Raw genomic sequence first — 22,866 nt, 5'->3', positions numbered from 1 at the left:
AAGTAACTAAAAAAGAATTTTAAAATGGCGATTCAGTGGTATCCCGGGCACATGCATAAGGCCCAAAAAGAGATAAAAGATGTGCTACCTAGCGTGGATCTGGTCATCGAAGTGCTAGATGCACGGATACCATATTCCAGTGAAAATCCTGCGATTAAATACTTAAGAGGTGATAAACCTTGCATCAAAGTGCTGAGTAAAACAGATTTGGCTGATCCTGAACTCACCCTTAAATGGCAAGATTATTTAGAGCAAGAAAAAGGCGTTAAAACCTTTCCCACTACCACAGAACAACCGGCCAAAATTAAACAAATAGTTGATTTGTGTCGCAAAATGTTACCCGAAAAAGACGCAGGCATTAAATCTATTAATACCATGATTGTGGGTATTCCTAATGTCGGGAAATCGACACTGATTAATACCTTAGCTGACAGAGTTATTGCGCAAACTGGGAATGTTCCAGCGGTTACTAAAACGCAGCAACGGATTAATTTGGGCAGCGGCATTGTGTTATTTGATACTCCAGGTATTTTGTGGCCCAAAATTGAAAATGAAAACAGTAGTTATCGCTTGGCAGCGTCTGGCGCGATTAAAGATACGGCGATGGATTACGAAGATGTTGGATTTTATGCGGCGGATTACCTGATTAAAGCCTATCCTGAGTTAATGAAAGAGCGATTTGCTTTAGAATCCATACCTGAAACTGAAATTGAATTTTTAGAAGCTGCGGCAAGCAAACGAGGTGCCTTACGTGCAGGGGGGAGGGTTAATTTACATAAAATTTGTGAACTACTGATTAATGAACTTCGTTCCGGTAAATTAGGCCGTATCACCTTAGAAACGCCAGATATGGTGATTAAAGAAGAAAAACTTGTGGCGGAATTAGCAGCTCAAAAAATAGCTGAAAAAGAAGCCAAAAAACAACGTTTCAAGGACGGTTCTGCAACCCCAAATAAGCGTGATGCTAAAGCCATAAAAATGGAGGGAAAAACTAAAAATAAACGACGTAAACGTTGAAATGGGTAGCCTAATTTTACTGAATATTTAAATGTATAGGTAAAAAAACTATCGCTAAATTGATGTTTCCAAGTAATTAGACGGAACGGGTTATTGCTCTATACTTAATAAGTATTCATTTTGTAGATGATCTTGATGACTGACTTTATTGAGCTAAATACCAAGAAGCTTCTCGAAAACGCCCACATTGGCGTCGTTATCCATCGCTGGGATACTTCCATTATATACGCAAACCCAACGTCATTACGTTTATTAAGATTGAGCTATAAACAAATAATCGGTAAAAGTTCCATCGATCCTCAGTGGCGATTTTTAGATGAGTCAGGCAAAAAACTGCTGATTGAAGATTATCCTGTCAATAAAGTAAAACGAACCCGTGAACGCCTCAAAAACGAGGTGCTTGGTGTGTTAGACAGCTCTGTGGATACTATTAGTTGGTTTTTTATTAACGCCTATTTTGAAGGGGAACCTGGCAGCCCAGAAGCCTTTATTGTGGTGACCTTTACTGATATTTCAGATTCTAAACAATTGTTTTCCTTTAAAGCCATTGTTGAAAACACCCAAGACATGGTAATCGTTACAGACGCGACAGATATTAACTACCCACTTAGTCCCAAAATTATTTACGTCAATAAAGCCTTCGAGAAAATGACCGGTTACAGTAAGGACAGTGTAATTGGTGAAACGCCGAGAATTTTACAAGGCCCTTTAACAGATACAGAAACTACTAATCGTATTCATCGTGCGCTGAAAAATTGTCAGGAAGTCAGTGAAACCTTATTAAACTATGATGCCAATGGCAGACCCTACTGGGTTGATATGAACATCATTCCTCTCAAAAATAAATATGATGAAGTAACGCATTTTGCTGCCATAGAGCGTGACATTTCAGAACGTAAATTTTATCTCGAGCAATTAAAAAACAAAAACAATGAATTCAAAAAGTTGAAGACGGAACTAGAAAACTTAATTGATGAAAGAACCAAAGAGCTTCGTCAAGCCAACGCTAAACTAGAAAAAATAGCCTACTACGATCCTTTAACCAATATCCCCAATCGACGTTTTTTTATTGATCATGCCCACCGGTTAATTAAGTCGTGTAACAGGCGAGGGGTGTTGGTTGCTTTTGGTTTATTAGATATTGATGATTTTAAGGTGTTTAATGATAGCTTTGGTCATGATGCTGGTGATATTGTCCTAGTAGATATCGCTAAATTCTTAAATGGTTTCTTTCGAGTAGATGACGCTTTTTGTCGATACGGAGGAGAAGAGTTCGCCTTTGTTGCAGCAATTAAAGAAGCCGATGATGCAACTAGTTTGGCGGACCGCCTGTTGGACGGAATTCGTAACCTTAAAATAGATATTAACGCTACCACGCAGATATCGGTAACTGTGAGTATGGGGGTGCAAGTGTCTATGCCCTCGGAAGAACTCGATTTAGAAAAAGGTTTAAAAGATGCCGACGTCACACTTTATCAATCAAAAGGAGAGGGCAAGAATCAAGTTAAAATCACCTTCGAACATAGATGATAAGTGACATATTTTGCTCCCGCTCCCTTTACCTAAAAATAAGTCACCTTTAAAAAGCCATCTTTAAAAAAGTAAAATGTTGACGCTAAAAATATTTACCTGTGAGTGCCAACCCTTAAATGCGCGTATTAGCTTAAAGTGGAATATAAAAATGTTACACATCTGTTTATAATTCAGAGTTAAAAGATTATTATTAAATTATACACTTGTTGTATTTTTAGGAAGCCTGTGGAAGAGACTATTTTATTTGCTAGACAACCTATTTTTGATAGAAATTGTAAAATGGTCGCCAGTGAGATTCTTTATCGAGGAGATATATTCAACTCTGATAGTGATGCCAAAAATCTGATCGCCACACGCGACCTGCTAGTTAATGTTTGCACTTCAGTTTTCAATAGTAATGTAAACCTAGATCTTCCCATGTTAGTTAACGTTGATATGGATTTTTTAGACTCAGATTATTTTTTCCCTCTACCACCTCATAATCTTATTTTTGAAATATTAGAAACCGTTGAACCTAGTGAAAAAGTGTTAAAAAGAATCGCTGAATTAAGGCGTCTTGGTTACGAATTTGCTTTAGATGACTACATTCTTGAACCCTCTAAATTTCCTTTTTTCAAACATATTAAAATATTAAAAATTGATATCCTTGATATTAATTTCAATAAATTAAAAGCTGTTTTTCCGAAATTAAAAAAAATTGGTTTTCAGTTATTGGCAGAAAAAGTTGAAGACCAAGCAAGTTTTGATGAATGCATGGAATTGGGTTTCGACTTATTCCAAGGTTATTTTTTGGAAAAACCGTCAATAATTACCGGTCAAAAAATTGATGCCAACAAAAATTCAGCATTGCAATTGGTTTCCCAGTTAAGTCGGACAGATATTGAAGCTGCAGAAGTTGCGGAGTTGATATCGCGCGATCCTGTACTCACTGTAAAAATATTAGCTCTTATAAATTGTCCAATTTATCAATTGGTTAGAGAGGTTAAGTCGGTTAAAGATGCGGTTGTTAGGCTTGGCTTAAACGTGGTCAAACAGTGGGCCATGATCTTAACTCTTGCATCAGAGTCGTCACAACCTTCAGAGTTATTTAGAACCTTATTAATCAGAGCTAAAACCTTGGCGTTATTTTCTGATAGCCCAATCACAGGTGGTGTAAAAACCGATTCTTCAGAGAGTTTTCTGGTGGGATTGTTATCTGGCATTGATGCTGTTTTTCAGGTTGAGATTAAAGATATTCTAGATAGTTTAACCCTCAGTGAATCTATTAAATCAGCATTGTTATCCCATGATAATGATCTTGGGAAGTTACTGAAAAATACCATAGGTATTGAACGCTTAGACGATCAGGTATTCGAACGCCTGTCGAAACAGGAACTCGAATTATTTAAAAAGTGCTATTCACAAGCACTGAAATGGACTGACGAAGTGATGACCTATATTGATTAAGTTTTTGTTACTCAACTTTAGTTAAAATCACTACTGAGCCCTGAAAACTCACTAGTTTTTGAAAAGGCGACTTACAGTCTGAAGTCAAATCGTTAAAATCGCAAAGCCAGTGCATCACATAAAAACTTTTGAAAAGGCTGGGCTCTGCCATAGCGTCTAGCGACTTCTTCACATAGATTACCAGCAAATAAGAAATCTTCGGCAAGCGGACATATTGCGATAAAGTCTTTGCGCTTAATTTCTTCGATTAATTTGTGATCAGCATTAAATCCTTTAGGTGGTCGTTTTAATTTCTCACCTGAGAGGGCATAAATTTCGGTAAACGGTGCGTGTTGTATCGCGTCTTCGTATGAATCAGGTTTGAGAGCAATATAGTCACGAATTGATTTCAATGCGTCAGGTTCTGGACGCCAAGTTCCGACCCCTAAAAATACATTGTCCGGCTCGATATGCAGGTAGAAACCTGGGGCGTGGACGTTTTTGCCAATTTCATGGCGGAACTGAATCCCAACGTTGGTTTTGTATGGAGATTTGTCTTTGGAAAAGCGCACATCTCGGTAGGGCCGCATCATAGAGCCACCTACTTTTTTTGGGATGGCTTCGTAATGGGGAGAAATCATTTTAATCCAAGTGTCCATACCCTCAATAAATTCTAGGGTAGGGGTGCGAACCTTATCTTCATACTCTTGTTTATGATCTGCAAACCAATTTTTATCATTGTTATTAGCCAACTGCCTCAGGAAAGTCATCAAGCTTGGGTCGAAATGGGTAAACATACGATAACTTCCTAATATTTGCGTCTTTGAATACCTGTTTCAGCTAAAATTTTAGCTGACATCTCTTCTATGGAAAACTTGGTGCTGTTCAAAAATGGGATTTTTTCTTTACGATATAGATTTTCAACTTCTCTCAATTCCATTCGACACTGCTTCATTGACGCATAACGGCTATTGGCCCTTCTTTCAGAGCGTATTGAATGCAATCTTTCCGGTGCAATGGTTAATCCAAATAGCTTATCTTTAAAGCGCCTTAGTGCTGGGGGGAGTTTTAAAATATCGCCCATATCTTCTTCAGTGAAAGGGTAATTTGCTGCTTTAATACCAAATTGCAGAGCTAAATATAAACTGGTTGGAGTTTTACCCGAACGAGATACACCACACAAAATAATATCCGCTTCGTTATAGTCTTTAACATTAGAACCGTCATCATTTGCAAGGGCATAATTAACCGCATCAATTCTGTTGTCGTAAGTTTTTTCATGGATGCTGTGGGTACGATGTTTTTCCGGCATCGAAGGGACGCCTAATGCTTTTTCCAGAGGCGCAACAAATTGGTCAAGAAAGTTATAATTAATGCCTACTGACTTAGCGACCATTTTTCTAACTTCGGTATTCACGATGGTATAAAATACTAAAGGACGCAAACCAGTCTCTTTAAATTCCTCTGAAATTTTATTTAAGACTTTTTGGGCTTGTTGTTCAGTTTCTACGAATGGTTCTGTGTAATGTTTAAATTCGACGGTAAAAAGTGACAGCAATGCATGCCCAAACACTTCCGCAGTAATGGCTGTGCCATCAGATATGTAAAAAGCTGATCTCACTACAATTCCTTAACAATGTTGTAATTTTATTACAGAAAAAAATTAAATTTTACTTTCTTCTTTACACCATTCTAAAATCCCTGACGCAAAAAGCCAGAAGGTGAACAAAATAAATTCATAAGCACCATTCTGACAACTTTATTGCATTAAAACTTATTTCGTTTGCGCCTTAGCAATCGGGCCCAGGACAAAAAAACTTTGAGGTGTTAGCAGTGCAAGAATATGTACTTTGGTATGAGCAGTTGGGAATGAATGATGTTAATCGCGTTGGCGGTAAAAACGCATCATTGGGTGAAATGATTTCAAACCTGTCTAATGCAGGTGTTCAAGTTCCGGGGGGCTTTGCTACAACCGCATACGCATTTAACGAATTTTTAGAACAAAGTGGACTCGAAGAGCGTATCCATGACGTGCTGAATAGTTTAGATGTTGACGATGTTGAAGCACTAGCTAAAGCCGGTGAAAATATTCGTAACTGGGTGATTGAAACCCCGTTTTTGCCAAAACTTGAAGAAGAAATTAAAACCGCATTTGAAAAGCTACAGGGTGACGCTGGTGATGAAGCTTCATTTGCTGTGCGTTCTTCAGCCACTGCTGAAGATATGCCAGATGCTTCTTTTGCTGGTCAGCAAGAGACTTTTTTGAATGTAAAAGGTTATGACTCTGTGCTTGTAGCCATTAAGCATGTTTTTGCATCATTGTTTAATGACCGAGCTATTTCTTATCGTGTTCACCAAGGTTATGACCACAAGGGCGTTGCATTGTCTGCTGGGATACAGCGGATGGTTAGAAGTGACGTGAGTTCTTCTGGTGTTATGTTCACCATCGATACTGAATCAGGTTTTGAAGACGTGGTATTTATTACTTCTTCTTATGGTTTGGGTGAAATGGTTGTTCAAGGTGCTGTAAACCCTGATGAGTTTTACGTACACAAGCCTACCCTAGACAAAGGCTTGCCAGCTATTGTCCGTCGCAACATGGGCAGCAAATTAATCAAAATGATCTACTCTCCAGATTTGGCCCATGGTAAACAAGTCGAAATTGTGGATGTCGACAAATCTCAAAGTTTAGAATTTTCTATTACTGACCAAGAAGTAATGGAATTGGCCAAACAAGCGCAAATTATTGAAAAGCACTATAAGCGTCCTATGGACATCGAATGGGCTAAAGATGGTACTGACGGTAAACTGTATATCGTTCAAGCCCGTCCTGAAACAGTGCGTTCGCGAGAAGACATTCAAGTTATTGAAAACTTCCAATTGAAAGGTAAAGCGAAAATTGTCACCGAAGGTCGTGCAATCGGTCATAAAATTGGTGCAGGTGAAGCCAAAGTACTTAGTTCAATTGATGAAATGGGTAAAATTCAGCCAGGCGATGTACTAGTAACAGATATGACGGATCCCGATTGGGAGCCGATTATGAAAAAGGCCTCAGCAATCGTAACGAATCGCGGTGGCAGAACTTGTCATGCGGCTATCATCGCCCGTGAATTAGGTATACCAGCTGTTGTAGGTTGCGGAAATGCAACTGACTCAATCGAAACTGGCGATAAAATTACAGTATCTTGCGCCGAAGGTGATACGGGTTATGTTTATGATGCTGAACTTGAATTTGATGTAGTGACATCTCGAATCGATTCAATGCCTGATATTCCACTCAAAGTTATGATGAATGTGGGTAATCCAGACAGAGCTTTTGATTTCGCTAGATTACCTCACAAAGGGGTTGGCCTAGCTCGTCTAGAGTTCATTATCAACCGCATGATTGGTGTGCATCCAAAAGCCCTTTTGGACTTTGATAACCAGCCAGAAGAGTTGAAAGAAGAAATTTCGGAAATGATGGCCGGTTATGAATCGCCAGTAGAGTTTTATATTCAAAAATTGGTTGAAGGTGTGTCTACCATTGCCGCAGCTTTCTCTCCTGAGAAAGTTATCGTGCGTATGTCAGATTTTAAATCAAATGAGTACTTCAACTTGGTCGGCGGTTATCAGTATGAACCTGATGAAGAAAACCCAATGCTTGGTTTCCGCGGTGCAAGCCGTTACATCTCTGAAGAGTTCCGCGATTGTTTCGCGCTAGAGTGTGAAGCAATTAAGCGCGTTCGTAACACCATGGGACTGACCAATGTGGAAGTGATGATCCCATTTGTTCGCACTGTAGGTGAAGGTAAAAAAGTAATCGAGTTATTAGCTGAACAAGGTTTGGTGCAAGGTGAAAATGGTTTACGCGTGATTATGATGTGTGAATTACCTTCAAATGCATTGCTTGCCGATCAATTCTTAGACATCTTTGATGGATTCTCAATTGGTTCGAATGACTTAACTCAATTAACCCTTGGATTGGATCGTGACTCTGGCGTAATTGCGCATTTGTTCGACGAACGGGATGAAGCGGTGAAAATTCTATTGAGTATGGCAATCAAAGCGGCCAAAAAACGTGGTAAATACGTGGGTATTTGTGGCCAAGGTCCTTCAGACCATGAAGACCTTGCAGCTTGGTTGGTGGAACAAGGAATCGATAGTGTTTCTTTGAATCCTGATACCGTAGTTGAAACTTGGTTATACCTAGGCGAAAAACACGCGTAATAGTTTATCGTCATTAAACTAATTTATAGTTAAAACAACAAAGGCAGGTTCATCCTGCCTTTTTTTGTATTTAAATTGCGCTTAGTTATCTAACGATACTTTCGGTTAAGCAGGTATCTGTCTAATCGTCGAGCAGTGACACTCATAGAGTTTTGACATTTTTGCAAGCATTTCCGAGCCAGTGGTATGTCGTAACTCAAGAGCATTAACCCGCTGATCAAAAATAGAATTGAACCTGGTAAGATCGCGAAAACAATCCCCACAGCGGATAGCACTGCGCCTATCGTAATTCGAATTGCCTTTTTCATATGCTTCTCTTTTATCCGTTGCTACTGACGTTATTGAGTTATGGCATAACCCGCTGCATTTCTGTTGTGCGTAAAAAACCACAGATTAGGATCACAGTGTAGTGTTTAATTCGATTTAAATGTGTTTCGGCTTGTAACAAGTTGTGTTGAATTATTTCCAACTCATAGGTTCTAGCTCATATTGCTCACAGATGACGGCGCATGATGAATATTTTTGGATTTGCCATGGCGTTTTGAAATGCACTTTTTCATCACTTGCCAATAATTGTTTGCTACACAATCGAAACCGTCGTACATGCCTTTTTGTTTGAATAACTGATGGGCCTTTTTCAAATTTTGTGCTGGTATTTTTTGATGGATATGATGTTCCAAGTGATAATTCACATCATTCGGACAAATTAATAAAGCGACAATTGGATTTGCCAATGTGGTACGGGTGTTTAAGCGTGGATCTAATGCGTCTATATCGGTAACTGCGCCGTGTTCGCCGATGATCCTAATTCTGCTCAGAGCAGGATATATGAATAGGTAACCTACCCAAAACGCAGCGTATGTCCATAGTACGTCAAAAAATATCAAACTAGCGATGAAAATCCCATGAACAACGATGTTGGGTAAGCGTTTTTGCCAAGTAGATACTTTAATCTGGTAGATAATTTCTTTGAATCCGTTCACTCCGCTAAAATCTCGGAGAAGCTTACGGGCCATACTGGCGGGCGTTGCAGGATAGTTTGCAACAAATATTTTGTCTGGATCTTTACCTGTGCCTGCATAACGATGGTGTTGTGCATGACCGTTTTTAAAGGCTTGATAATCAACCAGTACTAAACCACCAAGTAGCCAACGGCCGACGTAGTGGTTAAGGCTGGGAGTGCGAAATAAAGTGTTATGTCCAGCGTCGTGATTAAGGATAGCGATACCCAAAATTCGCCCTCCGATAATCCAACTGCAACAAATAAATGTGTACCAATATGGAAAGCTCAGCAAAACTATTATTGCAATGGAAATCAATGCATAGTTTATAAAAACACGATACCATCCCACCAAATCAGAAGTTTGGCATAGGGCTTTCAATTCGTCAGAAGAAATATAATCTGATAGTTTTAGCAAAGTCTTAAATCCAAGTAGAGAGACCTTTTATAGGTATAACAAAAAATAGGGATGTTGCAAATTATTTGTTATGAAGTTAAATTATCAAGTTGCTATTGAACGACTCGCTGCAGACAGCGCAGATAAAAAAGTTTTAGAATTATTAAGTGCCATCAAGGGATTTCAAATATCTGAGCTTACAAGCCTATCGGCAAAACAATTGCTGGTGATTGCCGATAAGCTAGAGATAAGTGAAGCATCCTTGCGTATGGCCTTATCTCGACAAACTAAACAAGGTAAGTTAATCCGCGAAAACGGTAAATATTCACTGGCAAAAAGTCGAAAACCTTTTGTACTGCCTCGATTCTGGTTAGATATGCAGCAGCGCAGCGCGAATTGGGATGGTGAATGGCTGTTGGTGAATCAACTGCAGCATAAGTTTAGCCCAACGATAATGCGGCGGTTAAACAATAAAGCTGATTTGCTTGGTTTTAAATCCTTTCCAACCTTGGGGTGGTTGAGACCTAATAACCTAATAGATTTAAGAGAAGAAACACTTTTTCACTTTCATTCGGTTGTTGAGGAGCCTCAATTTTTAACCTGCTGTTTGACCGATATCGATGAAGCATCTATTGGTTTATTCACGCAAAGTTGGCCGTTGGATAAATTAAATCAGTTTTATCATAAAGCTTACGAATTGATTTTCAGTGAAAGTGAATTGTTGGAAACGTTATCAGATAAAGATATTCTCATTCGTAGCTTTGCTATAGGGCGTTTAGTTGTCGAATACTTATCCAAAGATCCTTGGTTACCGGAAGATTTAATTGACTTGCCAGCACGAACTAGGCTTTTCGAGCAAACTGTTGAATACTATCAGAAAATTACGCCATTATGGTTAAACGTAATGATCCAAGAGTGAAACCGTTAGAATTTTTAGTGCCATAGAAATCAAATAGATAGTTGAATGGCTATGATAAATTTAGCATATAAATTATATTCAATGAATGTAGGTAAAGAACTAGGCATAACGCTATAATATGCCCATCTTATTTGGACGTTTAAAACAGTGACAATGTTACCGAGTATTGATCCTCAATCCGCTTTAGAAAATCACTATCAAATGTATTTGGAAGATTTAAAGTCTTCTGGCTTTACTGGTGATATTGAATACAGTTACGCTAGCCGTCTGGCTGTTGCCACTGATAACTCTATTTATCAAAAATTACCTCAAGCTGTTGTGTTCCCTAAAACGACAGCCGATCTGACCCTGATTGGTAAAACTTCAAACCAATACGATGGCGTCAAATTTAGCGCTAGGGGAGGCGGCACTGGTACTAATGGTCAGTCTCTCACAAGTGGCATTATTGTCGATGTTTCTCGGCACATGAATCAGATACTTGAAATCAATGCGCAGCAAAGTTGGGTTAGGGTGCAAGCTGGGGTAGTGAAAGATCAGTTAAATGATGCGCTCCGTCCCCTGGGCTTTTTCTTTGCGCCTGATTTGTCCACTAGTAACCGCGCCACTATTGGCGGGATGATTAGCACTGATGCATCAGGGCAGGGATCTTTAGTATATGGGAAAACCAGTGATCATGTGCTTGGGCTAACATCGGTACTGGTTGATGGTACGGTTTTAGAAACGGCACCAACGGCAATAGAAAATGTCAAAAACGACCCAGCTCAACCGAGCCGTTTAACGAGTATCACATCACAATTAATTGCTACTTGCGTTGATAAACGTCAGCAAATTCTGGCTAAATTTCCGCGAATGAATCGCTTTTTGACGGGATACGATCTTGAACACACTGTATCCGATGATTTAGCTCAGTTGGATATCAGCCGTGTTATAACCGGCTCTGAGGGATCCTTAGTCTTTGTGGCTGAGGCAAAACTGAATATTACCCCTATTGCTAAATGCAAAGCCTTGGTTAATATCAAATACGATTCATTTGAATCGGCTTTGCGTCATGCTCCTCATATGGTTGCCGCAAATGCGACTTCGGTGGAAACGGTCGATAGCAAAGTACTCAACTTGGCGAAACAAGATATTGTTTGGCACTCTGTTAAAGATCTTATTCAAGATGTGCCCGGCAAAGAAGTGCTCGGATTAAATATGGTCGAGTACAACAGCGAAGATAAAGCCGAAATAGAAGCTAAAATAGCGCAGCTTAGTGAAACCTTAGACAATGCTCAAAAACATGGATTAGACGGCATAATTGGTTATCAATTAACCTATGATGTGGCCGATATTAATCGCATTTATGCAATGCGTAAAAAGTCTGTCGGTTTGTTGGGGAAAGCGGATGGCTGGAAAAAACCCATTCCATTCACTGAAGATACAGCGGTACCACCGGAAAATTTAGCTGATTTTATTATGGAGTTCAGAGCTCTCTTAGATAGCAAAGGACTTGCTTATGGCATGTTTGGTCATGTTGATGCGGGTGTACTGCATGTGCGGCCAGCCCTTGATATGTGCGATCCTAATCAACAGCAAATCATGCAAGAAATTTCTGATGAAGTAGTCGCTTTAGTCTCTAAATATGGCGGTTTGATGTGGGGCGAGCATGGTAAGGGGTACCGCAGTGAATATGGCCCTGAATTTTTTGGTGAAGAGCTTTTTCTAGAGTTACGTAAAATTAAAAGTGTATTTGATCCCTTGAATAAGATGAATCCGGGGAAAATTTGCACGCCTATCGATTCCACTGAAGAACTGGTTAAAGTCTCCGATTTGAAAAGGGGAGACTTAGACAGCCAAATACCTATTGCGGTTCGCGACTCGTTTGAGGTGGCAATGAGCTGTAATGGCAATGCGCTTTGTTATAACTACGACACCAAATCAACCATGTGTCCTTCCAGTAAAATCACTCGTGATCGCCGTCATACGCCTAAAGGTCGCGCAGGCATGATCAGAGAATGGTTACGCTTGCTTAGTCAAAATAACGTTAACGTGATTGAATTAGAAAAAGGCGAAGAAACGCCATCTTGGTTTGAACGTCTACAAAATACTCGCTACAAATCGAAAAACACCGACTTTTCACACGAAGTATTAGAGGTGATGGAAGGTTGTCTAGCCTGTAAAGCCTGTGCCAGCCAATGTCCGGTGAATGTTGATGTGCCGTCTTTCCGTTCACGATTTTTAGCGATGTATTATCAGCGCTACTTGCGGCCGGCTAAAGATGTGTTAACTGCGAACATTGAATCTATGGCTCCATGGATGGCAAAAGCGCCTGCAATGATTAACTTTTTCCAGCGTCAACCTTTGCTCAAAGAAGCAATCAAACGATATATAGGTTACGTTGATGCGCCATTATTGTCTGAGCCTTCGCTGGATAAGCGACTTGAAAAAAATCAAATCATGCCCTTCGATTTACAGGCTCTATCCGCATTAGATGAGGAACAAAAATTAAAAACAGTGTTGATAGTACAAGACCCTTTCACTAGCTATTATGAAGCTGAAGTGGTGGAAGAGTTGATTCAATTATTGCAAAAACTGCATTTTAATCCTGTTATTTTGCCGTTTAAGCCGAATGGAAAACCTCAGCATGTGAAAGGCTTTTTAGCTAAATTTGCTAAAACAGCGCAAAACACAGCAGACTTTTTAAATCAGGTTTCCGAACTGAATTTACCTATGATCGGTATCGATGGTTCTTTAGTACTATGTTATCGAGATGAATATCGTCGTATTCTAGGCAACCAGCGCGGTAATTTTCAGGTTCAACTAGTGAACGAATGGCTTGGTAGTCAGTCTTTAGAAAGAGAGCTACTAGAAAGAATGCAAGTTCGTAACCCTGATGGTCTTGAATTTAAGCTCATTTCTCACTGTACCGAAAAAACCAGTATTGCCGGTAACGATGAGCAATGGCGCACAATATTCTCTTGGTTCGGTTTAGAGTTAACATCGATTGCCACTGGGTGCTGTGGGATGGCAGGCTCTTTTGGTCATGAGTTAATTCATCAACAAGAATCAAAAGGAATTTATGATTTAAGCTGGAAGCAAGCTGTAGATTCGGTTCCTCAGCAAACGCTTTTGGCAACAGGATATTCATGCCGTACTCAGGTGAACAGATACGAAGGTTTCAAGCCTAAGCATCCAGTACAGGCTCTGTTAGCAGTATTACAGAAATAATAATCGATAAGGATAGTTATGACACAACCTCAGGCCATGAGTCAGGAGCAAATGACTCAGTGGGTGCGTTCGCAGTTTCAGCGAGCCAATAAACATTTAGCAGAAAATGGTGTTATTTTTGATTCGGTGGTGACCGAAGAATGTCGTTACCTAGCACCTTATGTAGCAGTTTGGAAAATCAAAGCACTAGATAAGAAATTTTATTGGGTAATCAGTGGCGATCTACCTTGTGATTTTATGCCATATGAAAGTGAAAAAAACGCGAGAGATGTGCTTCGTCGATTTTCTTTTCAATGGCAATTGAAAGCACAAGATATTGAAGAAAGCGGAAATATTGATAAAACCCAAAAACAGTTTGCAGAGATGTTAGTTACCCGAGCGGAAGGCTTGTATGCTTTGTATAATCAAGAAGATTTGTGGAAAGAAATCAAGGGCGGCAAAGCATAGATTTTCAATCAAAAGCTATGCAAAATAAAACAGCACCTTAGGTGCTGTTTTAATGTGTCAAATCCACTCTGTTGAGTGAAAATTCTGCTGTGGAACATGCCATTTTTTGTCTGGCTATTCCTGCGTCCATATAGACTGGACCGACTGGGTTGAATCCCTGGTTTTGATAATATTCTACACCTTCCAAATCACACTGAACGTATACTTGTTGCAAACCTAGACGATGTGCATTCTCTAGTAGTGCAGCAAACAGTGTGCGGTAGACTTCAGGTCCACGAAATTTTGGAACAACTGCTACGCGGCCAATTTCCCCTCTGGTGGTTAATCTGCCTGTCGCGATTTCTTGTTTTTCATTGTCTAGCATAAGTACATGGGTTGCATGCACATCTTGCTGATCAAATTCGCATTCTCGAGGAATGCGCCACTCGTAAACAAATACCTTTTCTCTTAACCTACTAAGCGTATGTTTTGCTTTTTCCCAGTCAACGTTTTGTACCGTCAACGTCACTAAAGCGCTCCTTAAAGTATCTTAAATATCAGGGAACCACCCCCCTGCATTAACGAGTTTAGCCAAGATTTGGTTAAAAATTAAGCCGTCAGCGTAATTAATTTTCGTTTGTTTATCTAAAACGCTGGAATTGAGCATTTTAAAAAGCATACTTTCATGTTCAGATTCAACGTTAATTCTGTGTTGATTTATCCATGTAACCATTTGATATTTATTGTTTAATCTTACTTTCTGCTGGATTATTTTGGTGTCCAGTTTGCGCTCAAAGCTTACTCCTGAGTCGAGTAAATTAACAATTTCATTAAGTGAATAATTTTCTGTTAAATCAGCCTCATACATATCTACATCTTTGGTTTCGGTGAAGTAGGTAGCGATAAAATCATCAAAATGTACAGAATTGATCATTTGGTTAAACATATTTTTTAGTTTTTCAATTTCTGACGGCTTAATTTCAAAACGCGAATCTCTTAAGGTTAAGTCTGGATCGCTATAGCGAAGGTTAAATAAATTCTTGGCTTGGGCATAATCGACAAAACCGTCAAGCAATTCTCTTTGTGTCGGCGCACGAAAGCCTACTGAATAATTTAAACAGGATGTTATTGCTACGCCATTATGTGGAAAGCCGGGAGGGATATAAATTAGGTCACCTGGTTCAAGCACTTCATCAATAATGGGGTCAAAGCCGGTTATTTGTTTTAAGTTTTTAGCGGGTTGTATGGAGTCATGGTGCTTATTTGCGCCAACTTGCCATCTTCTAGAGCCGCGTCCTTGTATAATAAATACGTCATATTGATCAACATGAGGGCCAACACCTCCATTGGCTTCTGAATAACTGACCATTAGATCATCGACCCGCCAATTAGGAATGAAGTCAAAACTATCTAACAACATTTTTGCCTCAGGTATATAGTGGTCGACAGACTGCACTAACAAAGACCAATCACCTATGCAATAAGGGGTAAAGTCTGAAAATGGGCCAGGGGAGTTGGACCATTTTCCCTGTTTTTTAGAAATGATACGAGAATCTACTTCCTCTTCTTGAGCAAGGCCTGCCAGTTCATGTTCGTCTAGAGGATCAACAAAGTCAGAAAAAGCCTTACGAATGACAAGCGGTTTTTTCTGCCAATATTCGGTCAGAAAATGTTGTTTATTGGGAATGTTTAATTTGTACATTAACGTTAACTTTTCCTTTGCTGTGCGTATTGAGACTCACTTATAAAATAAGCGGTAAGTGTACCAAGTCCTTTTAGGTATAGCTTGTCTACACTCTCAAATTTAATTTGCTCTCGAGAATGTAAATAGGTGTTTTGACAAACTAGTACTTTGCTTGCTTGGCCATGACTTTCTAAGCGAGAGGCTAAATTAACCGTTTCTCCCCACACATCAAAAAGCATATTATCTAATCCAACACATCCCGCTGTAAGTGGTCCGCTGGCTATGCCGATTCTAATCTGTAAATTTAATTTTAAGTGATTACACAGATTATTAAAGCTTTCCAACATAGTCCTTGCTGCTAGACATGTCTGCAATGCTGGGTTTAATCGCTTTTCGTAAATTCCGCATACCGCCATATATTGATCGCCATTGGTTTTAATTTTTTGGAGTTGATTTTGTCTACTGATTAAATCAAATTCGCAATAAAATGAATTCAGTAACTGCATGATTTCTTGCTCATTTGTACTGTTACAATGTTGGGTGTACCCCTGAATATCGGCAAATAACACTGAACAAAAATGCTGCTCTATTTGCATGGATGGAGCCGGAGTCGTGAAGTTTGTTAGTAGGTTTTTAATCAACGGCTTAGGTAAGGTTTTCTGTAACAAATGTGATATGCGGGCTTTATCTCGACTCATTCTCAGATGAGCTGTACGGGAATTTTGATAAATCAATAAGCTAGAGGTTATGGCTGCGGCAGAGATTAATAGACAAGTGCCCATTGTCAGCCAAAACTTTTCTAATTCGTTTGCCTGAAAAGTCTGACGAGGAAATTGCCAGAACGCTTCAATACCGCAAAAACAAACGACATAAATCACCAAGTTGGGAATATATTGGCGTTTTTCCCAATCGCGGTATAAAAATGGACTAACAAACAAACCGATTATAAACAGAAAGTGGAATTGTAGATTAATATTCCAAATTACACTTGATATACCAATGTAGGATACAAAACCAAACATCAAAAGTGCTCTGGCAGAGACAAAGTGATGACGCCAGTTGAAACGTAAGATCTGGATGAATATAGCGATGTGTAACACACATAGGATTAGAACTGGAAAGCCGCCATATTGCCAAAATCGAGCAATAAAAGGCAATTGCAAGACTAAAAATATCAACACCATTAATGAAATCGTGTTTACTATTTTTATGTGGCTGAGGTTATCTAAATCCTTTTCATTGATCCCCAGAAATGCAATTTTCCGATAAAGTAATTTTAGCATTGGCAATCCTTGCCATGGTTAGAAATATATCTCTAAATCTAGCAATAAACACAGATTTTTCCCATGCTGTCCAAGTCTAGTTTTCAACTGATTTTAAGTTTATTAGTCCAGTTCGAACGCGAAAGGCAACAATGTACTGATATCTACTGTTTTGACATTATCGCTGGTGTCATACATCAAAATTTCAGTATCTTGATCAGCAAATTCTTTAATTTTTTGTCTGCAACCGCCACAGGGAGGACAGATTTTTTCATTTGGACTAGCGACTAATATCTTAACGATTTTTTTACCACCATCTAAAATCATCGCTGCGATTGCACCGGCCTCGGCACATTGCCCTAAAGGGTAGGCTGCATTTTCAATATTGCATCCAGCATAGACTTTACCGTTGTCCGCTAAAATGGCTGACCCGACTTTAAAATTTGAGTAAGGAGAATAGGAATTTTGCTGTGCTTGTTTGGCAGCTTGGATTAGTTTTTTAGTATTATTTTCCAACAATTTTATCTTTCATTTTGAAAATGGCCAAACAGTTTGCGACAAAATGCCTGTGCTTGACAAGTATTTATCTAAATTGGCTTATCTTAATGAATTTTGTAAACCGCTAAATTTACCTTGAATTATCGTATTTGTGCTGGGCTAAGCTTTACTTTCGTGTCTAAATAAGCGAGTCTTATCTTGTTCTTTTGAGTGTTATTTTCTTAACCTTTAAATCCGAATTGATTTAATTTCCGTTAGTTTATTGTCCAACTTTCAAGTGCCATAGTCATCAATATGAATAAACACCTTTTACTGTCATTATTTCTAGTAACCTCAGGCCTTGCTGGCTGCAGTATTAACTCGGGCTCTGCACTGCATTCAAAAGTCGAAAGTATTTTAATTCCAGAACCGCAACCACTGAATTTTAGGTCGCAGCTGGCCATCGCTAGATACAACCAAATACTGACGCAAACATCTTTAAGCAATGAAGAAAGAGCTGAACTGCTCTTTTTACGTGGAACACATTACGACAGTGTAGGTTTAGCGGGGTTGGCTCAATACGATTTTGGTCGGGCTAAGCAATTAAAGCCTGATATGGCAGAAGCATACAACTCTCTTGGTATTCATTTCACCCAACAGATGGAGTTTAATGAAGCTTATGAATCCTTTGATTCTGCTTTGGATATCAATCCAGAGTTAGATTTTGCGTTATTAAATAGGGGCATTGCACTTTATTATGGGCAGCGAAATGAACTGGCTATGCAGGATCTCATTCGTTTCTATAATAAAGATAAAGAAAATCCGTTCTCTGCTTTGTGGCTCTTTTTGGCCCACAAAGAAATAAATTATGAGGCTGCGCTGACGGAATTAAAAAAGCATCGTGAAAATCTTTCTGATGACAACTGGGGAACAATTATTGTTGATTTTTACTTAGGTAAGGTTAGCCGTAGTACCCTGTTGAATGGATTTGTTTTAGGGCCTAAAACGACGGTAGAACTTAATCAACGCATGTGTGAAGTTTATTTTTACATGGGTAAATTTTATGAAAGCCTAGGTGAACGTGGTTTGGCGTTAAATTATTTCAAAATGGTTTTAAGCACTAACATTTATGATTACGTTGAACACCGATATGCACGAATCGAAATAGATATGTTGCGTAAACAGGCGTCTGAAGATTTAAAAAGTTAAGATCTATGTGTAATTAAATGATTTTACGTTTGCTGCTATTCGTCTTTTTTTTCCCCTTATTGCGGGCTGATAGTGCATTATCTCCGAGCTTCTTATTTGATATCGGCATACGTAAACCCGAGCATTACAATTTACTGTATTTGGCGGCACAACAAAATCATCAGGCCGCATTACGACAGCTTTCAAGCACCGCGATACAGCATAATCACATGTATTGGGTAAGCAAAAGTGCCGAAATTGGCTCCGTGGATTCTCTTTTCTTCTTGGCTAACAACACGTCTGAGGTGGCTACAAAAAAACACTATTTATCGCAAGCAGCTCAACTTGGGCACTCTGAGAGTCAATTTCAATTGGCATTATTAACAGCTAGCAGCTCTGCCAAAGAACGTCTGCTCGAAAATGCGGCTTACTCTGGTCATAAAAAAGCGATAGTGTCTTTGTATTATTTATTAAATAAAAAAGGCACTGCTGATCAAGATAACCTTTGGTTTGCTCAAGCGGCAGAAATAGACATTGATTTAACCTCAGCTTATGCTGATTTCCTTTGGTTACAACAAAGTCCTGAGGTCAGTATTGAGTGGCTGAATAAACAAGCCGATAACCCAGTGAACGAGGTTAAATACCAAACTGCTACCTTAGCAGCTGATATTGAGCACACTCGTTGGCGCAAACCTGTAACGACGTTTTTAGATAATAGGACAGAGCAACCCCGATGCGCCATCGATATTCAATTCATAGCTGGATCCTTATTGGCTATAGAACAAATCGCTGAGTTGTCGCACCGCTTCCAAGGCGATCCACGTTTTGCTTCTTTTCCTATCTGTTTCAATCCACCTGTATGGTTATCCCCAGAAGCGTTAGCTTGCAGTAATGCTGCAGATAAAAGGCTAACATGTTCACTGCAGGCAGTCTCTGAACTGGCCAGCCTAACTGATTTTACTCACGCTATTGTCGTTGCTGACTCAGGTATTGCAAATGTGCACAATGGTGTCATGTTTCTTGATAAACAAGACGACTATAGGGTGTTTTTACATGAACTTGCGCACTTTGCGGGATTTGTTGATGAATATGAAGTTGATGCACAGATGGCGAACAAACTTTGCACCTCGACTCAAGCTCCCAATTTGGTTTATGCAGAAAATAAACCGGCACTTTCAAACACTGAGTTTGCTCGTTACCAAACTGATTACGAAGACTTAGTATTAACCAAAACATCAACTTGCGAACAAGTCAATTCCAATGCCTATAAACCGGTTCAACAAACGACCTTTATGGAGCACCATGATATTGGCGTGATCCCCAAAGTGTACTTAAACATCTGGAAAGACTCGCTAAATGATAAATTAAGTTTAACCCCTATATACGTCAATTTTGCGCAGTGGTTTGAGTCTAACGGAAATCACAAGCAAGCTGGATACTGGTGGCATAAATATAATAAATACCGCTCGTAAGTCGCTATGGCTCTAAAAAACACGGCAGCTGAGTGAGATTAGTTGAAATGCTTAACTATAATGAAAAAGATTACAATAAGTGAGATGTTTAAACTATGCCAATTGACATAAAGCAACTGAGTCAAGCCTACCAATATTTGCCGGATGCGACTGGCTTGGTTGATGACACTGGAAATATATTGTTTATCAATCAGGCGTTTGCAGAGCTCATAGACGCAGATACAATGGTTACAACTCAAGATTCATTAGCGCAAGTTTTTCTATTGCACAAATCACAGTCTAACGATTGGCAAAGTCTACTAAACACGGCCATAGATCAGTCTTGCACCGTTGAAGTTGTCATTGCCAATAAATCAAACCATCTTGTGTCATGTCGTTTGCATCTTCAATCTATTGTTGATGAAGGTCGCTTCGTTTGTTTTCTCGCCAGATTAAGCAATAAATCGATTAATGCCTCACTAGATGAAAATCTCACTACTTTGGCCTATCGAGATAGCTTAACAGGGCTGGCTAATCGATATTTATTTAGCCAGTTATTTGATCATGAAATTAGTCAGTCGCAACGCTTAAACAAACGTTTTGCGGTGTTGTTCCTTGATTTGGATAAATTCAAAAAAGTGAATGACAGCATGGGGCACGATGCGGGTGACGAAGTACTGTGTGCGGTTGCCGAAAGGTTGCAAAAATCATTACGCAAAAGCGACTTGATTGCCCGTATGGGGGGCGATGAATTTGCAATTATTATGAGTAATATAAAAGACTCAGAGACAGTCTCTAAGGTAAGCGACAAACTGATTCGAGAAATTAAGAAGCCGGTAAAAAGCGGTGCGAATGTAATGGAAGTAGGTTGCAGTATAGGCATAAGCATTTATCCCGATAACGCACTAACCGCAGAGTCTCTGCTCCAGCATGCTGATGCGGCCATGTACCGAGCCAAACACGATGGTGGCAATCGCTACCAATTCTTCAGTGACGCGTTAAATCAAGAGTTAAATGATATTCGTGTTGTTGAGCAAGAATTACAACAAGGACTTATTGATGATCAATTTGTACCTTATTTCCAACCTGTCATCGATCTGCGCAGTAATAGGGTGGTGGGAGTTGAGTGCTTAGCACGTTGGAAGCATCCTAAACGGGGTGTTTTGGCTGCTGTGGAGTTTATAGATGTTGCCGAAAAGAAGGGCTTGATAAAAGATGTTTTTAATCAAGTTTTAACCCAAGCCTTCGAACAAATTGATGATTGGACACTGTCCTTGAATGAACGCATTCCGCTGTCAATCAATATTTCAAATAAGCAATTTTATCAACATAACACCTTCGATTTAATTGACCAGTTAATTGCAAAATATAAGGTGCCATCTGATGCCATTCGTATTGAAGTAACCGAAAGTACCTTGCAGGAAAGTGAAACTGATTTGTTGGAGCATTTGAAGCGGATTAAAACATCAGGCTTCAGTATTACCTTAGATGATTTTGGGACGGGATATTCTTCGTTACGTTATCTGCAACAACTTCCCGTAGATACTCTCAAGATTGATCGATCTTTTGTACGCAATTTAGATAATAATCCACACGATAAAATTATTGTTAAAGCGATTATACAACTCGCTGAAACCCTTGGGATATCAGTGGTTGCCGAGGGCGTTGAAACGGCCTTACAATCTGAATTTTTAGAGCAAAATAAGTGTTTTATTATGCAGGGATACTTTTTTAGTGAGCCCCTTAGCAGCAATGATTTTGAAGCCTTTATCAAGTCAAAACCATCACTTACTAAATAACCTGTTCACAGACTTTAAGCAAAGACCAAGAATGTGAACAGGGATATTCGTTTATCGCTGATTAACGATATTCGGGAACTTTGTCACGTAACTCATTAACCCACATCGAAGTGGCACCACAAATTGCAACTGGCATAACCAAAAAGTTAATAATGGGGATCATCGAAAACACGCTGACCAACACACCAAATGAAAAACAATGTGAGCGACTTTGGTTTAAGGTGGCACGCATGGTTTTAAAGTCAATTTTGTGATTATCAAAAGGATAGTCACAATATTGGATAGCCATCATCCAAGCAGAAAATAAAAACCACAATACTTGTCCGGCTACAGGCAACAGGAAAAACAATATTAGAAAACCAATGGCGCGGGGAATATAGTAACCAAGTTTAGCCATTTCTCGACCCAAGGTGCGAGGAATATCTTTGAATACATCGAGTATTCCACTATCGCCGAGCCCTTTTCCGGTGAGATGCAATTCTACTTTTTCAGCCAGCAATCCGTTGAACGGTGCCGCTATCCAATTGGCTAAGGTTCCAAACAAAAGAGCGAATATCAACAACACTGTTATGACCGCAAGTGGCCACAAAATATAGGCTAAACCTTGTTTTAACCAGCTTAACCATTCCCAATCAGGAATGATATTAACGATATAAAGAATAGAAGACTCAATTTGCCCGACCAAAAAATATAGGGCCACTGAAAAAAGAATCAAATTTACTGCTAATGGAATAAAAACAAAACGTTTTAATCCTTTGGTTTTAATTAACGAAAAGCCCTGAAGAAAATATCCGGCACCACTGTTACTTTGCATTCTTTACTAATTCCTGCAGATTAAACTCAAAAATAGGGGTTAAGTATAACTTTGTGTTGAA

At 39.3% G+C, this 22,866-nt stretch carries 19 protein-coding genes; 10 read left to right on the top strand and 9 right to left on the bottom strand.

Annotation, left to right across the window (positions count from 1 at the left end):
• Window positions 1–24: 24 nt before the first annotated feature.
• The 3 genes from ylqF to Q4567_RS13890 all read left to right on the top strand — a co-directional run bounded on the left by ylqF (window position 25) and on the right by Q4567_RS13890 (window position 3,996).
• Complete coding sequence (gene ylqF / locus Q4567_RS13900; RefSeq protein WP_303500797.1) at window positions 25–1,017, top strand: ribosome biogenesis GTPase YlqF; 993 nt, start codon at window positions 25–27, stop codon at window positions 1,015–1,017.
• Between the two features lie 135 nt (window positions 1,018–1,152).
• Window positions 1,153–2,547 (top strand): diguanylate cyclase, encoded by a 1,395-nt coding sequence (locus Q4567_RS13895; RefSeq protein ID WP_303500796.1) that lies wholly within the window; start codon window positions 1,153–1,155, stop codon window positions 2,545–2,547.
• Window positions 2,548–2,775: 228 nt separating this feature from the next.
• Window positions 2,776–3,996 (top strand): EAL and HDOD domain-containing protein, encoded by a 1,221-nt coding sequence (locus Q4567_RS13890; protein WP_303500795.1) that lies wholly within the window; start codon window positions 2,776–2,778, stop codon window positions 3,994–3,996.
• 92 nt (window positions 3,997–4,088) lie between these two features.
• On the opposite strand, the gene Q4567_RS13885 is transcribed toward Q4567_RS13890, so the two are convergent.
• Together Q4567_RS13885 and Q4567_RS13880 are read right to left on the bottom strand one after the other, a co-directional pair.
• A complete protein-coding gene (locus tag Q4567_RS13885; protein WP_216048512.1) occupies window positions 4,089–4,772 on the bottom strand; it encodes a DUF2461 domain-containing protein in 684 nt (227 codons plus the stop codon).
• A gap of 11 nt (window positions 4,773–4,783) precedes the next feature.
• Entirely contained in the window at window positions 4,784–5,596 is an 813-nt protein-coding gene (locus Q4567_RS13880; RefSeq protein WP_216048513.1) for a pyruvate, water dikinase regulatory protein, read from the bottom strand.
• Window positions 5,597–5,808: 212 nt separating this feature from the next.
• On the opposite strand from Q4567_RS13880, the gene ppsA reads away from it, so the two are divergent.
• A complete protein-coding gene (ppsA, locus tag Q4567_RS13875; protein ID WP_216048514.1) occupies window positions 5,809–8,181 on the top strand; it encodes a phosphoenolpyruvate synthase in 2,373 nt (790 codons plus the stop codon).
• Window positions 8,182–8,270: 89 nt separating this feature from the next.
• On the opposite strand, the gene Q4567_RS13870 is transcribed toward ppsA, so the two are convergent.
• Both Q4567_RS13870 and Q4567_RS13865 read right to left on the bottom strand, forming a co-directional pair.
• A complete protein-coding gene (locus Q4567_RS13870) occupies window positions 8,271–8,489 on the bottom strand; it encodes a tellurium resistance protein TerC (RefSeq protein WP_216048515.1) in 219 nt (72 codons plus the stop codon).
• Window positions 8,490–8,660: 171 nt separating this feature from the next.
• Window positions 8,661–9,599 carry a fatty acid desaturase family protein gene (locus Q4567_RS13865; protein WP_303500794.1) on the bottom strand — a complete coding sequence of 313 codons (939 nt, stop codon included), beginning with the start codon at window positions 9,597–9,599 and terminating at the stop codon, window positions 8,661–8,663.
• A 70-nt stretch (window positions 9,600–9,669) separates the two neighbouring features.
• Here Q4567_RS13865 and Q4567_RS13860 point away from each other — a divergent pair, with 70 nt between their 5' ends.
• The 3 genes from Q4567_RS13860 (at window position 9,670) to Q4567_RS13850 (ending at window position 14,151) form a co-directional block, all read left to right on the top strand.
• Window positions 9,670–10,497 (top strand): hypothetical protein, encoded by an 828-nt coding sequence (locus Q4567_RS13860; RefSeq protein WP_303500793.1) that lies wholly within the window; start codon window positions 9,670–9,672, stop codon window positions 10,495–10,497.
• 153 nt (window positions 10,498–10,650) lie between these two features.
• Window positions 10,651–13,704, top strand: coding sequence for an FAD-binding and (Fe-S)-binding domain-containing protein (locus Q4567_RS13855; RefSeq protein ID WP_303500818.1), 3,054 nt, complete (start codon window positions 10,651–10,653; stop codon window positions 13,702–13,704).
• Window positions 13,705–13,722: 18 nt separating this feature from the next.
• On the top strand, window positions 13,723–14,151 hold the full coding sequence (locus tag Q4567_RS13850; RefSeq protein WP_216048518.1) for a DUF4826 family protein: 429 nt from the start codon (window positions 13,723–13,725) through the stop codon (window positions 14,149–14,151).
• 49 nt (window positions 14,152–14,200) lie between these two features.
• Here the strand turns inward: Q4567_RS13850 and Q4567_RS13845 are convergent, their stop codons facing one another.
• The 4 genes from Q4567_RS13845 to cdd all read right to left on the bottom strand — a co-directional run bounded on the left by Q4567_RS13845 (window position 14,201) and on the right by cdd (window position 17,592).
• Window positions 14,201–14,659 (bottom strand): GNAT family N-acetyltransferase, encoded by a 459-nt coding sequence (locus tag Q4567_RS13845; protein WP_303500792.1) that lies wholly within the window; start codon window positions 14,657–14,659, stop codon window positions 14,201–14,203.
• Window positions 14,660–14,680: 21 nt separating this feature from the next.
• The gene (locus Q4567_RS13840) at window positions 14,681–15,832 is read right to left on the bottom strand and encodes a cupin domain-containing protein (protein ID WP_303500791.1); all 1,152 of its coding nucleotides are present in this window, start codon (window positions 15,830–15,832) and stop codon (window positions 14,681–14,683) included.
• Window positions 15,833–15,837: 5 nt separating this feature from the next.
• The gene (locus Q4567_RS13835) at window positions 15,838–17,097 is read right to left on the bottom strand and encodes an adenylate/guanylate cyclase domain-containing protein (RefSeq protein ID WP_303500790.1); all 1,260 of its coding nucleotides are present in this window, start codon (window positions 17,095–17,097) and stop codon (window positions 15,838–15,840) included.
• Window positions 17,098–17,199: 102 nt separating this feature from the next.
• Window positions 17,200–17,592 carry a cytidine deaminase gene (cdd, locus tag Q4567_RS13830; protein ID WP_216048522.1) on the bottom strand — a complete coding sequence of 131 codons (393 nt, stop codon included), beginning with the start codon at window positions 17,590–17,592 and terminating at the stop codon, window positions 17,200–17,202.
• A gap of 276 nt (window positions 17,593–17,868) precedes the next feature.
• Between cdd and nlpI the strand changes: the two genes are divergently transcribed.
• The 3 genes from nlpI to Q4567_RS13815 all read left to right on the top strand — a co-directional run bounded on the left by nlpI (window position 17,869) and on the right by Q4567_RS13815 (window position 21,991).
• Window positions 17,869–18,762 (top strand): lipoprotein NlpI, encoded by an 894-nt coding sequence (gene nlpI, locus Q4567_RS13825; RefSeq protein WP_303500789.1) that lies wholly within the window; start codon window positions 17,869–17,871, stop codon window positions 18,760–18,762.
• Between the two features lie 17 nt (window positions 18,763–18,779).
• Window positions 18,780–20,213, top strand: a complete 1,434-nt coding sequence (locus Q4567_RS13820; protein ID WP_303500788.1) for a hypothetical protein — start codon at window positions 18,780–18,782, stop codon at window positions 20,211–20,213.
• A 95-nt stretch (window positions 20,214–20,308) separates the two neighbouring features.
• Window positions 20,309–21,991 (top strand): EAL domain-containing protein, encoded by a 1,683-nt coding sequence (locus Q4567_RS13815; protein ID WP_303500787.1) that lies wholly within the window; start codon window positions 20,309–20,311, stop codon window positions 21,989–21,991.
• 61 nt (window positions 21,992–22,052) lie between these two features.
• On the opposite strand, the gene cysZ is transcribed toward Q4567_RS13815, so the two are convergent.
• Complete coding sequence (gene cysZ, locus Q4567_RS13810; RefSeq protein ID WP_216048526.1) at window positions 22,053–22,805, bottom strand: sulfate transporter CysZ; 753 nt, start codon at window positions 22,803–22,805, stop codon at window positions 22,053–22,055.
• Window positions 22,806–22,866 lie beyond the last annotated feature (61 nt).

It is taken from the genome of Aliiglaciecola sp. 2_MG-2023 (assembly GCF_030548145.1).
Classification (GTDB): Bacteria; Pseudomonadota; Gammaproteobacteria; order Enterobacterales; family Alteromonadaceae; genus Aliiglaciecola; species Aliiglaciecola lipolytica_A.
Note: the sequence above shows the minus strand (reverse complement) of the source record. Positions and strands in the feature narration are given on the sequence as shown.

Excerpts from the sequence above, each read along its gene's own strand:
- Q4567_RS13820 (WP_303500788.1), top strand. The coding sequence starts at position 18,780 with ATGATTTTACGTTTGCTGCTATTCGTCTTTTTTTTCCCCTTATTGCGG.
- cysZ (WP_216048526.1), bottom strand. The coding sequence starts at position 22,805 with ATGCAAAGTAACAGTGGTGCCGGATATTTTCTTCAGGGCTTTTCGTTA.
- Q4567_RS13850 (WP_216048518.1), top strand. The coding sequence starts at position 13,723 with ATGACACAACCTCAGGCCATGAGTCAGGAGCAAATGACTCAGTGGGTG.
- Q4567_RS13895 (WP_303500796.1), top strand. The coding sequence starts at position 1,153 with ATGACTGACTTTATTGAGCTAAATACCAAGAAGCTTCTCGAAAACGCC.
- Q4567_RS13835 (WP_303500790.1), bottom strand. The coding sequence starts at position 17,097 with ATGCTAAAATTACTTTATCGGAAAATTGCATTTCTGGGGATCAATGAA.
- nlpI (WP_303500789.1), top strand. The coding sequence starts at position 17,869 with ATGAATAAACACCTTTTACTGTCATTATTTCTAGTAACCTCAGGCCTT.
- Q4567_RS13855 (WP_303500818.1), top strand. The coding sequence starts at position 10,651 with ATGTTACCGAGTATTGATCCTCAATCCGCTTTAGAAAATCACTATCAA.
- ylqF (WP_303500797.1), top strand. The coding sequence starts at position 25 with ATGGCGATTCAGTGGTATCCCGGGCACATGCATAAGGCCCAAAAAGAG.
- Q4567_RS13815 (WP_303500787.1), top strand. The coding sequence starts at position 20,309 with ATGCCAATTGACATAAAGCAACTGAGTCAAGCCTACCAATATTTGCCG.
- Q4567_RS13860 (WP_303500793.1), top strand. The coding sequence starts at position 9,670 with ATGAAGTTAAATTATCAAGTTGCTATTGAACGACTCGCTGCAGACAGC.
- Q4567_RS13885 (WP_216048512.1), bottom strand. The coding sequence starts at position 4,772 with ATGTTTACCCATTTCGACCCAAGCTTGATGACTTTCCTGAGGCAGTTG.
- Q4567_RS13870 (WP_216048515.1), bottom strand. The coding sequence starts at position 8,489 with ATGAAAAAGGCAATTCGAATTACGATAGGCGCAGTGCTATCCGCTGTG.
- Q4567_RS13840 (WP_303500791.1), bottom strand. The coding sequence starts at position 15,832 with ATGTACAAATTAAACATTCCCAATAAACAACATTTTCTGACCGAATAT.